Annotated in this window: 11 protein-coding genes; 8 read left to right on the top strand and 3 right to left on the bottom strand. The window is 64.1% G+C overall.

Going from position 1 to position 13,483, the window contains the following annotated elements; translation table 11 throughout:
* The first annotated feature begins 9 nt into the window (after positions 1 to 9).
* A complete protein-coding gene (locus tag JFT44_RS03415; RefSeq protein ID WP_057960909.1) occupies positions 10 to 981 on the top strand; it encodes a thymidylate synthase in 972 nt (323 codons plus the stop codon).
* 114 nt (positions 982 to 1,095) lie between these two features.
* On the opposite strand, the gene cadR is transcribed toward JFT44_RS03415, so the two are convergent.
* A complete protein-coding gene (gene cadR / locus JFT44_RS03410; RefSeq protein ID WP_057440406.1) occupies positions 1,096 to 1,545 on the bottom strand; it encodes a Cd(II)/Pb(II)-responsive transcriptional regulator in 450 nt (149 codons plus the stop codon).
* An 85-nt stretch (positions 1,546 to 1,630) separates the two neighbouring features.
* Between cadR and JFT44_RS03405 the strand changes: the two genes are divergently transcribed.
* The 7 genes from JFT44_RS03405 to JFT44_RS03375 all read left to right on the top strand — a co-directional run bounded on the left by JFT44_RS03405 (position 1,631) and on the right by JFT44_RS03375 (position 10,720).
* Positions 1,631 to 3,949 (top strand): heavy metal translocating P-type ATPase, encoded by a 2,319-nt coding sequence (locus JFT44_RS03405; RefSeq protein WP_186624972.1) that lies wholly within the window; start codon positions 1,631 to 1,633, stop codon positions 3,947 to 3,949.
* A 16-nt stretch (positions 3,950 to 3,965) separates the two neighbouring features.
* Positions 3,966 to 4,829 carry a LysR family transcriptional regulator gene (locus JFT44_RS03400; protein ID WP_057960907.1) on the top strand — a complete coding sequence of 288 codons (864 nt, stop codon included), beginning with the start codon at positions 3,966 to 3,968 and terminating at the stop codon, positions 4,827 to 4,829.
* 237 nt (positions 4,830 to 5,066) lie between these two features.
* On the top strand, positions 5,067 to 6,131 hold the full coding sequence (locus JFT44_RS03395) for a putative 2-aminoethylphosphonate ABC transporter ATP-binding protein (protein ID WP_057440403.1): 1,065 nt from the start codon (positions 5,067 to 5,069) through the stop codon (positions 6,129 to 6,131).
* 1 nt (position 6,132) lies between these two features.
* The gene (locus tag JFT44_RS03390) at positions 6,133 to 7,857 is read left to right on the top strand and encodes a putative 2-aminoethylphosphonate ABC transporter permease subunit (RefSeq protein WP_057960906.1); all 1,725 of its coding nucleotides are present in this window, start codon (positions 6,133 to 6,135) and stop codon (positions 7,855 to 7,857) included.
* Between the two features lie 26 nt (positions 7,858 to 7,883).
* A complete protein-coding gene (locus tag JFT44_RS03385) occupies positions 7,884 to 8,909 on the top strand; it encodes a putative 2-aminoethylphosphonate ABC transporter substrate-binding protein (protein ID WP_057440401.1) in 1,026 nt (341 codons plus the stop codon).
* Positions 8,910 to 9,032: 123 nt separating this feature from the next.
* Positions 9,033 to 10,166, top strand: a complete 1,134-nt coding sequence (locus JFT44_RS03380; RefSeq protein WP_198817231.1) for a TIGR03364 family FAD-dependent oxidoreductase — start codon at positions 9,033 to 9,035, stop codon at positions 10,164 to 10,166.
* Positions 10,166 to 10,720, top strand: a complete 555-nt coding sequence (locus JFT44_RS03375) for a phosphonate degradation HD-domain oxygenase (RefSeq protein WP_057960904.1) — start codon at positions 10,166 to 10,168, stop codon at positions 10,718 to 10,720. The genes JFT44_RS03380 and JFT44_RS03375 overlap by 1 nt, the downstream gene beginning before the upstream one ends.
* On the opposite strand, the gene JFT44_RS03370 is transcribed toward JFT44_RS03375, so the two are convergent.
* Together JFT44_RS03370 and JFT44_RS03365 are read right to left on the bottom strand one after the other, a co-directional pair.
* Positions 10,717 to 12,084 carry a DUF3482 domain-containing protein gene (locus tag JFT44_RS03370; RefSeq protein WP_057440398.1) on the bottom strand — a complete coding sequence of 456 codons (1,368 nt, stop codon included), beginning with the start codon at positions 12,082 to 12,084 and terminating at the stop codon, positions 10,717 to 10,719. The two genes, JFT44_RS03375 and JFT44_RS03370, sit on opposite strands and share 4 nt — an antisense overlap.
* A complete protein-coding gene (locus JFT44_RS03365) occupies positions 12,077 to 13,456 on the bottom strand; it encodes a DUF2868 domain-containing protein (protein ID WP_198830354.1) in 1,380 nt (459 codons plus the stop codon). Before JFT44_RS03365 ends, JFT44_RS03370 begins: the two co-directional genes overlap by 8 nt.
* Between the last annotated feature and the right edge of the window lie 27 nt (positions 13,457 to 13,483).

The raw sequence follows: 13,483 nt of genomic DNA, 5'->3' as shown, positions 1-13,483 counted from the left end.
GGTAATGTCATGAAGCAATATCTCGAGCTGGTTTCCCACGTCATCAACAACGGCACCAAGCAGGCCAACCGCACTGGCGTGAACACCATCAGCTTCCCCGGTGCGATGTTGCGCTTTGATCTGCAGGAAGGTTTCCCAGCCATCACCACCCGCAAAATGGCCTTCAAGTCGGCGATTGGCGAGATGTGTGGCTTTTTGCGTGGGGTGAATAACGCCGCCGAATTCCGCGCCCTGGGCTGCAAGGTGTGGGACCAGAACGCTAACGAAAACGCGCAGTGGCTGGCCAACCCGTTCCGCCAGGGCGAGGACGACCTGGGCGAGATCTACGGTGTGCAATGGCGCAAATGGCCGGCGTACAAGCAGATCCCGTTGAGCAACCAGGCCGCTATCGAGCAGACCCTGGCCCAGGGCTATCGCCAGATCGCCGAAGGCGAGGAAGACGGTCAGGCCTACGTGGTGCTGTACAAGGCCATTGACCAGATTCGCCAGTGCGTCGACACCATCATCAAGGACCCGGGCAGCCGGCGCATCCTGTTCCACGGCTGGAACTGCGCCCAGCTCGATGAAATGGCCTTGCCGCCGTGCCACCTGCTGTACCAGTTCCACCCGAATGTCGAGACCAGGGAGATTTCCCTGACCCTCTACATCCGCTCCAACGACCTGGGCCTGGGCACGCCGTTCAACCTCACCGAAGGCGCCGCACTGCTGAGCCTGATCGGTCGCCTGACTGGCTACACACCGCGCTGGTTCACCTATTTCATCGGTGACGCGCACGTCTACGAAAACCACCTGGACATGCTCAACGAACAGCTCAAGCGCGAGCCTTTCGCCGCGCCGAAACTGGTGATCAGCGAGCGCGTGCCGGAGTTTGCCAAGACCGGGGTGTACCAGCCAGAGTGGCTGGAGCTGATCGAGCCGAGCGATTTCTCGCTGGAAGGCTATGAGCACCATGCGCCGATGACGGCGCCGATGGCGGTCTAGTCGAGACCGTATCGTCTGCATCGCAGGCGAGCCAGTTCCCACATGTGACCGAGTACTCAGGCACATGTGGGAGCTGGCTTGCCTGCGATGGCGTCAACTCAGTCACTCCATTATCTAATGCCCGTGACTACGACCCACATGTGAATGCTCCGCCTCACTGGCCGCCACACTCCCACTGACCTCCAGCCGCTGCAAAATCCCACACTGGTCGATCTCCGGCCCTTCGCCACAGCGCTGGCGCAGGTCGATCAACTGTTTCTGCAAGGCCAGCAGCCCATCAATCCGCGCCTTGACGTGATGGATATGCTCGTCGATCAGCGCATTTACATTTTCACACTGGTCCTGGGGGCTGTCGCGCAGGCCCAGCAGGCTGCGGATTTCCTCCAGGGTCATGTCCAGGCTGCGGCAGTTGCGGATAAACGTCAGGCGCTCGGTGTGGGCCTGGGTGTACAGGCGGTAGTTGCCCTCGCTGCGCGCCGGTGGCGGCAGCAGGCCTTCCTTTTCGTAATAACGGATGGTTTCCACCGGGCAGTCGGTCAGTTTGGCCAATTCACCGATCTTCATCGCAGCAATCTCCAAAAGGGTGCTTGACCCTATAGTGGCTACAGGGTCTTTACTTGGCAACAGGCACCTTCATGGACGCGACACAATGAGCGAATCCCTGCGCACCCCGCACAAGCACGACCACAGCCACGATCATGATCACGACCATGATCATAGCCATCACGACCACGGCCATGATCATGACCACAGCCATCATGATCACGCGCAAAAGCTTGCCCCTGTGAAAGAGCATGATCATGGCGGCGGCTCCTGCTGTTCCGGCGCGGCAGCCCCCTCGTTGGTGACGTTGACGCAAACAACCAGCGCCAACGCGCGCCTGAGCACTTTCCGCATCGAGGCCATGGACTGCCCCACCGAGCAAACGCTGATCCAGAACAAACTGGGCAAGATGGCCGGTGTGCAGCAGTTGGAATTCAACCTGATCAACCGCATCCTCGGTGTCACCCACGACCTGCCGAGCACCGCGCCGATCGTCGAGGCCATCAAGTCCCTGGGCATGCAGGCCGATCCGATCGAGGAGGGCGTGCCGGCCGCCGCACCACCGGCCAAGAAGCACTGGTGGCCGCTGGCCCTGTCCGGCTTTTGCGCCCTGGCGGCGGAGGTGATCCATTTCACCGACGCGGCTCCGACCTGGGTGGTGGCGCTGGTGGCGCTGGTGTCGATCCTAAGTGGCGGCCTCACCACCTACAAAAAGGGCTGGATTGCCCTGAAAAACCTCAACCTGAACATCAACGCGCTGATGAGCATCGCCGTGACCGGTGCGATCCTGATCGGCCAGTGGCCGGAAGCGGCGATGGTGATGTTCCTGTTTACCGTGGCCGAGTTGATCGAGGCCAAGTCCCTGGACCGTGCGCGCAATGCCATCAGTGGCTTGATGCAAATGACCCCGGAGCAGGCCACGGTGCGCCAGGCTGACGGTAGCTGGGTCGAACAAGAGGTCAAGACCATTGAACTGGGTGCCATCGTGCGGGTACGCCCCGGCGAGCGCATTGGTCTGGATGGTGAAGTCACCGCCGGCCAGTCCACCATCGACCAGGCGCCGATCACCGGCGAAAGCCTGCCGATCGAGAAAACCGTGGGCGATAAAGTCTTCGCCGGCACCATCAACCAGGCCGGTTCCCTGGAATACCGGGTGACCGCTGCCGCCAATAACTCGACCCTGGCGCGCATCATCCACGCAGTGGAACAGGCCCAGGGCTCGCGGGCGCCGACCCAGCGCTTTGTGGACAGCTTCTCGAAAATCTACACCCCGGCGGTGTTCCTGTTTGCCCTCGGCGTGGCCGTGATCCCGCCGCTGTTCATGGGCGCGGTGTGGTTCGACTGGATCTATCGCGCCCTGGTGCTGTTGGTGGTCGCGTGCCCTTGTGCCCTGGTGATTTCCACCCCGGTGACCATCGTCAGCGGCCTGGCGGCGGCGGCGCGCAAAGGCATCCTGATCAAGGGCGGCGTGTACCTGGAGGCCGGCTACAAGCTCGACTACCTGGCCCTGGACAAGACCGGCACTATCACCCACGGCAAGCCGGTGCAGACCGACTACCTGGCGTTGTTCCCCAATGTAGAAGACAACGCGCCGGCCCTGGCCGCCAGCCTGGCCGCGCGTTCCGACCACCCAGTGTCGCTGGCGATCGCCAATGCCGCTGTGGATAAAAAACTCCCGCTGCAGGTTGTGGATAACTTCGAAGCCCTGGCCGGGCGCGGGGTCCGTGGCGAGATCAACGGTGAGGTCTATCACCTGGGCAACCACCGCCTGGTGGAAGAGCTGGGCCTGTGCTCGCCGGCCCTTGAAGAAAAACTCTTCGCCCTGGAAAAACAAGGCAAGTCCGTGGTGCTGCTGCTCGACAAATCCGGCCCGCTGGCGCTGTTCGCCGTGGCCGATACGGTCAAGGACAGCAGTCGCGAAGCCATCCAGCAGTTGCACGACCTGGGCATCAAGACCCTGATGCTCACCGGCGACAACACCCACACCGCCCAGGCAATTGCCGCCCAGGTGGGCATCGACCAGGCCCAGGGCGATCTTTTGCCCACCGACAAGCTCAAGGCTATCGAGGACCTGTACGGGAAAAACCACCGGGTCGGCATGGTCGGCGACGGCATCAACGACGCCCCGGCCCTGGCCCGCGCCGAGATTGGCTTTGCCATGGCGGCAGCAGGCACCGACACGGCCATCGAGACCGCCGACGTGGCGCTGATGGACGATGATTTGCGCAAGATTCCGGCATTCATACGCTTGTCGCGACAAACGTCGAGTATCCTCAAGCAGAACATCGCCCTGGCGCTGGTGATCAAGGCGATCTTCCTGGCCGTCACCTTCATGGGCATGGCCACCATGTGGATGGCGGTGTTTGCTGACATGGGCGTGAGCCTGCTGGTGGTATTCAATGGTCTGCGCCTGTTGCGCAAATAGTCGATGAGAGGGTGGTGTGCTGAGTGCCGAGTTGAAGGCGTTTTACATGGTCGCCCGCCTGGGCAGCATTACCCAGGCGGCGAAAAAACTCGGCCTGAGCCAACCCACGGTGACCACCCAGATCCGCCATCTGGAAAGCCAGTACTCGGTTGAGCTGTTCTATCGCGGTGGCCGCCGCCTCACCGTCAGCGACGAAGGGGCGCGGCTGTTGCCGATGGTCAAGGCGCTGTTGCAGCAGGAGGCGGATATCGAGTTTTTCCTGCGCAACAGCGGCCAGGTCCAGGGCACGTTGCGCATCGCCGCGACCGCGCCCTATTACATCCTTGATCTGGTGAAAACCTTCCGCGAACGCTTGCCCCACGTGGAAGTGGCAGTGGAAATCGGCAACTCCCAGCAGGTCCTCGAAGCGCTGGATGATTACCGGGTGGACGTCGCCGCCTCCTCGCAATTGCTGGAAGACCCGCGCCTGATCCGCCGGGTGTTGGGCACCGACCCGCTGGTGCTGGCGGTGCATCGCAATCATCCGCTGGCCGTGCTGGAGCATGTGCCGCTCAGTGCGCTGGCGGGGCATACCCTGTTGATGCGCGAGGCAGGCTCGACCACCCGGCGCTTGACCGAAGAGATGCTCAAAGGCGCTGGCGTGGGTTATGGGCCGCTGCTGGAAATCGGTAGCCGTGAGTCGATCCGCGAGGCGGTGCTGCGCAATATCGGCATCAGCATCATCGCCCGCCAGGAAGTGCCCCATGACCCGCAACTGCGGGTGCTGACCATCGAGAATGCGCCGCAGATTCCTGAATACCTGTACTGCCTCAAGGAGCGTAAAGGTGCGCGGTTGCCGGCGGCGTTTCTGGGGTTGGCGCAGGAAATGTCGCCGCTCTGAAAGATTTTGGGTGGTTTTGAAATCGCCATCGCAGGCAAGCCAGCTCCCACATGTGAAGGTATTCACAGCTCCAAATGTGGGAGCCGGCTTGCCTGCGATAGCGGTAGACCCAACACCCCATGGCTCTGCCCCTACCCAAATCCACCAATACCACTATCACCCGCTTTTGCCTTCCTGCCACACCAGGGACGCATTTGCTGCCTAGCATGGCCTTCATCAGTTTGATGAGGTGCCACCATGAACACAGCCCAGCTCAACCCCGGCGCGCCGATGACGGTGCGTGGTATCCAGAAGCGCTTTGGCGCCTTTACTGCCCTGGACCATGTGTCCCTGGACGTCGCCGCCGGTGAACTGGTGTGCCTGCTCGGCCCCTCGGGCTGCGGCAAGACCACCTTGCTGCGCTGCATCGCCGGCCTGGAGCGCCAGGACAGCGGCGAGTTGTACCTGGGTGATCGTGACGTTTCCCTTCTGGCACCCCAGGCGCGGGACTACGGCATTCTGTTCCAGTCCTACGCGCTGTTCCCCAACCTCAGCGTCGAGGCCAATATTGGCTATGGCTTGGCTGGCAGCGGTCGCGATGAAGTGCGCAAACGCGTGGCGCAGATGCTGGAGCTGGTGGGCCTGACCGGCAGCGAAAAGAAATACCCCGGCCAACTGTCCGGCGGCCAGCAGCAACGGGTCGCCCTGGCCCGTGCCCTGGCGCCGGCCCCGTCGCTGTTGCTGCTGGATGAGCCGATGTCGGCCCTCGATGCCCGGGTGCGCGAGCACCTGTGCACCGAGTTGCGCCAGTTGCAACGCCGCCTGGGCATCACCACCCTGATGGTCACCCACAACCAGGACGAGGCCATGCTGATGGCCGACCGCATCGCCGTGATGAACAACGGCAAGGTCGAGCAGTACGCCACCCCTCAAGAGATCTACGACCGCCCGGCCACCCCGTTCGTGGCCGAGTTTGTCGGCCAGGGCAACTGGCTGCCCTTCAGCCGCAACAGCGCCAGCCACGCCCAGGTTGGCGGGATGAATGTGCGCCTGGCCGAAGACAGCGGCAAGGCCGCGTCGGGCCGCCTGTTCTGCCGGCCGGAAGCGATCAGCGTCAACCCGCCGGTACACGAAGAAAACCTGTTCCCGGCCAAGGTCCGCGAGATCACCTTCCTCGGCAACCGTTGCCGCATGAGCTTTGAACTGGACCAGTTGCCCGGCCATCCGCTGCTGGCCGAACTGGCGCCGGAAGCCATGCCACGCCTGGGCGCCCAGGATATCTGGGTGGCGCTGCCGCCGCGCAGCCTGCAGGTGTTTGCCTGAGATGGCCACTGATATGACCCTGCCAGTACCCGGCCGTGTGGCGCGTCAGGCTTCCCGTGCGCAAATCGGCGACCGTATCTTCGTACTGGGCGGCAAGCTACTGCTGCTGTGCCTGTTGGGCCTCGCCGTACTGCTGCCGTTGCTGGCGATCTTCTGGCGCGGTTTCAGCGCCGAAGACGGCCAGGGCGGCGGCCTGGTGGCGGCGCGTGAGCTGCTGACCAGCGCCAACTTCCACTGGCTGCTGGGCAACAGCCTGAAGGTTTCCCTGAGCGTCGCGATCATTGTCGTACCCCTGGCCTACCTGTTTGCCTACGCCTTGCAACGCACGCTGATCCCCGGCAAGACCCTCTGGCGCGGCCTGTCGTTGCTGCCGCTGATGGCGCCGTCGATGCTGCCGGGCATCGCCCTGGTGTACCTGTTCGGCAACCAGGGCATGTTGCGTGGCCTGCTGTCCGACAACATCTACGGCTTCTGGGGGATTGTCCTCGGTGAAGTGATCTACACCTTTCCCCATGCGCTGATGATCCTGCTGTCGGCGCTGTCCCTAGCGGATGCGCGGTTGTTCGATGCCGCCTCGAGCATGGGCGCCAGCCCGGCCCGGGCGTTTCGCAGCATCACCTGGCCGGCGACGCGCCAGGCCGTGTTCGCCGCGTTCTGCCTGGTGTTCACCCTGACCATCACGGACTTCGGCGTACCGGTGGTGGTGGGTGGTGACTATCAAGTGCTGGCGCTGGAGGCCTACAAGGCCGTGGTTGGCCAACAGCAGTTCGGTCGCGGCGCCTTGATCGGCATGGTGCTGCTGCTGCCGGCGTTGCTCAGTTTCGCGGTGGATACCTGGCTGCGCCGGCGCCACGGCGACTCCATGAGCGGCCGCGCCCAGGTGTTCCAGCCGGCGCCATCGCGTCTGCGTGATGGCTGCTACCTGGCGATTGTGCTGCTGATCTGCGCGGTGCTGCTGTTGGTGTTCGGCATGGCGGTGTACTCGTCGCTGGTGAAGTTCTGGCCGTACAACCTGTCGCTGTCGCTCAACCACTACCAGTTCAACGACACCGCTGGCGGCGGCTGGCTGGCCTATCGCAACAGCCTGACCATGGCGATCTGCACCGCACTGATTGGCAGCGTGCTGATCTTCACCGGCGCTTACCTGATGGAAAAGACCAAGGGGCAGAAGGGCTTGAACCTGGCGCTGCGCATGCTCAGCTTTGTGCCGATGGCGGTGCCTGGCCTGGTGCTGGGCCTGGGCTACGTGTTCTTTTTCAACCTCAACGGCAACCCGCTGCATGTGCTCTACGGGACCATGACGCTGCTGGTGGTGTGCACCATTGCTCACTATTTGACCACCGCGCAAATGACCGCCACCACCGCCCTGCGCCAACTCGACGCCGAGTTCGAAGCCGCCGCGCTGTCGCTCAAGGCGCCGCTGTACCGCCACTTTATGCGGGTCACCGTGCCGATCTGCCTGCCGGCGCTGTTGGACATCCTGCGCTACCTGTTTGTCTCGGCGATGACCACCGTATCGGCCGCGATCTTTCTCTACAGCCCCGACACCATCCTTGCGGCGGTGGCGGTGCTGAACATGGACGACGCCGGCAACGTGGGCGGCGCGGCGGCCATGTCGACCCTGATTCTGTTCACCTCAGCCGGCGTCTCGCTGCTGCTGGCGTGGGCCTCACGCGGCTTGTTGCGCCGCTCCCAGGCCTGGCGCCAAACCGCGCCCGGTCAATAACTCTGCCCCACACAAGGAAACGCACCATGTTCAAGCCCCTGGCCCTCGCCGCTGCTGTGCTCACCGCGTTCAGCCTGAATGCCTTTGCTGCCAAGACCGAGTTGACCGTGTACACGGCCCTTGAAGCCGAGCAGTTGAAGACCTACAAGAAAGCCTTCGAAGCGGCCAACCCGGACGTCGAGATCAAGTGGGTGCGCGACTCCACCGGCATCATCACCGCCAAGCTGCTGGCAGAAAAAGCCCGCCCACAAGCCGATGCGGTGTGGGGCCTGGCGGCCTCCAGCCTGGCGATCCTCGATCAGCAAGGCATGCTGCAAAGCTATGCGCCGAAGGATCTGGACAAAATTGGCAAGAACTACCGCGACGCCGCCAACCCACCGGCCTGGGTCGGCATGGACGTGTGGGCTGCGACCATTTGCTTCAACACTGTCGAAGCCGAGAAACAGGGCCTGAGCAAGCCGATCAGTTGGCAAGACCTGACCAAGCCTGAGTACAAGGGCAAGATCGTCATGCCTAACCCGGCGTCGTCCGGCACCGGTTTTCTCGACGTCAGCGCCTGGTTGCAGACCTTCGGCGAGAAGCAGGGCTGGCAGTACATGGATGACCTGCACCAGAACATCGGCCAGTACGTGCACTCCGGTTCCAAGCCATGCAAGTTGGCGGCTTCCGGTGAGTTCCCAATCGGCATTTCCTTCGAATACCCAGCGGTGCAGCTCAAGCGCCAGGGCGCGCCACTGGATATCGTATTGCCCAAGGAAGGCCTGGGCTGGGACATCGAAGCCACTGCGGTGATCAAGGGCACGGCCCACCCGGAAGCGGCACAGAAGCTCGCCGATTTCTCTGCAAGCCCCGCAGCGATGGAGCTGTACAAGGAAAACTTTGCCGTGCTGGCCCAGCCAGGCATTGCCAAGCCACAGACAGAATTGCCGGCGGACTATGAGCAGCGCCTGATCAAGAATGACTTTGCCTGGGCCTCGAAAAACCGCGATAACATCCTGGCTGAATGGCGTAAGCGCTATGACGGCAAGTCGGAGAAAGTGGCAGGTCAATAATATTCGTTGGGGCTGATGGCCTCGTCGCCGGCAAGCCAGCTCCCACATTTGAAGGTGTTCACAATTCACCCTGTGGGAGCTGGCTTGCCGGCGATGGCGGCCTCAAATTCAGGACATCACTTAATGACACACCACAGCGATCTGCTGATCATCGGCGCCGGCATCCTCGGCCTGTCCCATGCCTACGCCGCCGCCAAACGCGGCCTCAAGGTCACGGTGTTCGAGCGCACGGCCACGCCCCTGGGCGCCTCGGTGCGCAACTTCGGCCAGGCCCTGGTCACCGGCCAATCGCCGGGGCAGATGCTCGACCTGGCCCGGCAAAGCCGCGAGATCTGGGGCCAGTGGGCGCAACAGGCGAACCTGCAGCTCAAGCGCAATGGCTCTTACCTGTTTGCCCGCACCGAAGCCGAAGAGCACCTGCTGGAGGCTTTTTGCGCCGGGCGCGCCAAGGCGCATGGCTACCGCGTCAACCTGTTGCAAGGCGCAGCGCTGAACGACTTGTATGGCGGCCAGTTCCGCCATCACCGCGCCGCGCTGCACGGCCTGGACGATCAGCAACTGTATTCCCGTGAGGCGCTGCCGGCGCTGATCGAGTACCTACGCCGCGACCTCAAGGTGGAGTTCCACTTCTCCACCCTGGTACGTGACATCGAACCGGGCCAGGTGCACAGCACCGCCGGCAGCTTTCGTGGCAAGCAGATCATCGTGTGCTCCGGCCACGACTACCAAACCCTGCTGGCCGAACAGATCGCCGCACTCCAGCCGCAAATCTGCCAACTGCAAATGCTGCGCGCCCGGCCCAAGGTGGAGCTGAACCTGCAACACGCGCTGCTGACCGGCCTGAGCTGCGTGCACTACGGCGCCTTTGCCGACTTGCCGGAAGCGGCGCCGGTGCAGGCGCAGATCCTGCGTGACACACCGCACCTGCATGAACATGGCATCCACCTGCTGATCAGCCCGACGCCCCATGGCGAGTTGATCATCGGGGATTCCCACCATTACGGCAGCGATCCTTCGCCATTCAACGCCGAACAGGTGGACAACTGGATGATCGAACTGGCCGAGCAGACCCTGGGCTGTCAGATTCAGGTCGTCGAGCGCTGGCAAGGGGTCTATGGTTCCCGTGGGCCGGGGCCGTTTTCGTTCCTGCGCGCCGCCGAGGGGGTCAGCGTGGCGTTGATGCACACCGGCGTGGGCATGAGCGTGGGGCCGGCGCTGGCCGAGCGCAATATCACTGAACTGTGGGGGCAGGCGTAATGAACGCTGAGCAGGTGGTCGCTGAAGTCTTTGGCCTGTACGAGCAGCACGGCGCTGCCGATTACATTGGCGAGCCGGTGTCGCAGATCGAGCATATGTCCCAGGCCGCGCAACTGGCCATGGCTGAAGGCTTTGACGATGAAGTGGTGCTGGCGGCGTTCTTCCACGATATCGGGCACATCTGCGGCCAGGGTGAGGAGAACATGGGCGGCTACGGCGTGGTCAGTCACGAACGCCTGGGCGCCGATTACTTGCGGCGTGCCGGGTTCAGCGAGCGCCTGGCGAAACTGGTGGAGTATCACGTGCAGGCCAAGCGTTACCTGACCTTCAGCCAGCCGGACTACTATGCGCGCTTGAGCGAGGCCAGCCGCCGCACCCTGGGTTACCAGGGCGGGGTGATGACGGCCGACGAGGCCCGTGTGTTTGAGCAGGACCCGCTGTGTGCGGTGAGCCTGCGCATGCGCCACTGGGATGAGCAGGCCAAGGCAATGCACGTGCCGGTGCTCGACCTTGAGGTGTTGAAGGCCAAGGCTCGGCACCTGCTGGCGGCTTAAGCCTCGTCCAGGCGCTGGGCCAGGGCTTCGATCTGTTCCTGGCGCTCGGCCTGGCTCAACCGTGCATGGGGGTTGAGCGATGACCATTGCGGATGGGCACGCGCCTTGTGCAGGGCCTCGGGCAGTTTGCCTTCGCGCCAGCTCTTGTCCTGCGGGGTGTCGACCTTGATGCTGTGCATCGCCGCATGCCCCCGCAGGTTCAGGGCCTTGAGCAACTGGCGCTGGCGCAGGGCCAACAGGCGCAACACGCTGTCATCCACGGTCAGCTCGCGCTGGCCCTTGATCTTGCCCAGCAAACGGCTGCCGTAGCTGCGCGCAGTTTGCAGGGCGCCCCCGGCAATCGCCCCGGCCAGGGCGGCGGCGCCCAGGGTCAGGCCGCCGACCAGCAAGTCCACGCCGGCACCGGCCGCAGCTCCCGCGGCAATCCCGCCGCCGACCCGCACCCCCAGTTGCTTGAGAGTTTCGGGGTTGAACAAATCATCGCCCCAACGTCCGTCCAGCAGCGGCAAGTCGCTGGCAGCGGCGTCTTGCGCACGGAAGCCGTAGAGTTTGAGCAGGGCCTCGACGCAACGTTGTTCGCGCTGGCGCACGGCTTTACGCAGATCGCTGACGGCTTGCTGTTCATCCTCGATGACCACGCTGCGCCGGCACGCGGCGCAGTCGATCAGCAGCTCGGCGATCAGGCGTGCGGCGCTTTGCTGGCGCGCCTGGCGTTGGGCCTCCTGGTCGAGAATCAGCCGCTCCAACTGTGGCCGTGAGCTTTCCAGCAACAGGGCCAGGCTTTCATACAGCCGCCGCTCGCCATCTTCTGGGGGCGCCACGCTGTCAAAGCGCACCAGCGCGTGCAGGCCCAGGCGGGCCAGGGCTTCGCGCCAGTCCGGCTCGCGGTGTTCGGCGCTGCTGACAAAGTTGAGCACCGGCAGCAGCGGTTTGCCGCAACTGGCCAGCACTTGCAGCTCGTCGCGGTACTTGGCCAGCACCGGTTCCCGGGCGTCAATCACGTACAAGCCGGCGTCGGACGCCAGTAACTGGCGCAGCACCTTGGCCTCCTGCTCAAAGCGCTGGCGGGCTTCGCTGCCTTCGAGGAAGCGCGCCAGGCGGGCCGGGCCATCCAGGCGTTCGCCGGGGCGGTCGAGGCGCTCCAGGTAATCGAGCAGGGCGATGGCATCTTCCAGGCCCGGCGTGTCGTACAGCTCCAGCAAGGCTTCACCGTCCACCGACAGGCGTGCGCCTTCGACATGCCGGGTGGTGCTGGGGCGGTGGGACACTTCGCCAAAGCCCACGTCCCGGGTCAGGGTGCGCAGCAGCGAGGTCTTGCCGACGTTGGTGTGGCCGACCACGGCCAGTTTCAGGGGTTTAGTCATGGCCCGTCTCCAGCCAGGTGAGCGGCGCGCAGTCGGCGAAGGGGAGGTCCAGTTGCTGCAAGGCCGTGTGCCAATCGCCAAGGCGCTCGGCATCCAGCGCCTGGCCCGGTGGCGCTTGTAACAGCCAGACCCGGGTGGCGCTGGCGCTGCGGGCCAGCTCGCCAATCAGCGCGAGGCTGCCGCGATCCGGCGAGCGGCGCGGGTCGCAGGCGATCACCAGGCGTGCGGGTGGGAAGCGGGTCAGTTGCTCCAGTAGTTTGTGGCGAGACTCACGGCTGTCGAGGATGCCGGCGTCCTTGACCATGGCCGGAAGTTTGGGCGGCCAGGGGTGCTGGTCGTCGAGTTCGATGGCCACCAGCAGGGCGCCATCGCTGTGCAGTTCGCTGGCACCGCCGCTGACGTGGTGCAACTGCTCAGGCGCGGCATCGCTGACGCCAAGGCGTTCGCTGCTGGGCATCAAGGCATCGCGCAAGTGGCTGTAGCCGGGCAGGTTGAGGTCCAGGCCCAAGGCCGCGCGCCCGCGTTTCCAGCGCCATAGGCACAACAGGGCGAGAATCAACCGGGGCAGCAGGCCATAGACCAGCAACACCCCCACCAGCCACGCAGCCCAGGCCTGGCGGGCGCTTTCGATAGTCAGCGCCGAATCGCCGCTGGTGCGAATCATCTCCACGCTGGGCACGCTGAAGCCGAGCAGTGCGGGCAGGCTGCCCAGGGCCTGGGTCACGCTGACAAAGGTATCGGCCCCAAGAATGGTGGTTTCCCAGACAAACCCGTAGCGCCGGGTGGCCATCAAGGTCAGCAGGATCACCAGCGCGCTGCACAGCGCCAGCAGCCACAGGCCATTGACCAGCACGCCGACCGCCCAGCGGTTGAGCTTCTGGCGTTGCAACAGTAACAACAGCGCCGGCGCCAGTTGTGCGGCCTTGGCATCGCGGGCAAGTTTTTCGCTGAGCCACAACCACAGGCGGCCCAAGCTGGCGCTGTGTTCGCCGGCAAACAACAGGCCCAGGGCCCAGCTCAGCAGCAGGATCAGGTTCAAGCCCAGCAGGCTGCCCAGGGCCCAGAACACATTGACCGGGGTCTGGCCGTTGCCCAGGGCGGCGAAGGCCAGGCCGGCGCCGCTGACGATGGCCAGCACCATCAGCACCATCAGCGCCAGGCGTGCGCCTTGCAGCCAGTGGAGCAGGGCGGCGCGCAGGCCGTCACGTTCGGCCAGCCACAGCGCGCGGTTTTGAATGCGCGTCGGCAGGTCGCCGCCGTGGCTGCGGGCCAGGCGATTGGCTTCCAGGTCTTCCAGGGGGCCAGCGTGTTCTTCACGCAGGCGCACGGTTTCCGTCAGCCAGAGTGTGTGCAGAGGTGTAAGTGCTGTCACGCGCCATCCTGTTGTGTCAGTGAGCCT

This window comes from Pseudomonas sp. MF5691 (genome assembly GCF_016405645.1).
Taxonomy (GTDB): Bacteria; Pseudomonadota; Gammaproteobacteria; order Pseudomonadales; family Pseudomonadaceae; genus Aquipseudomonas; species Aquipseudomonas shahriarae.
The sequence above is the reverse complement of the archived record's forward strand: the minus strand, read 5'-3'. Positions and strand labels throughout refer to the sequence as shown.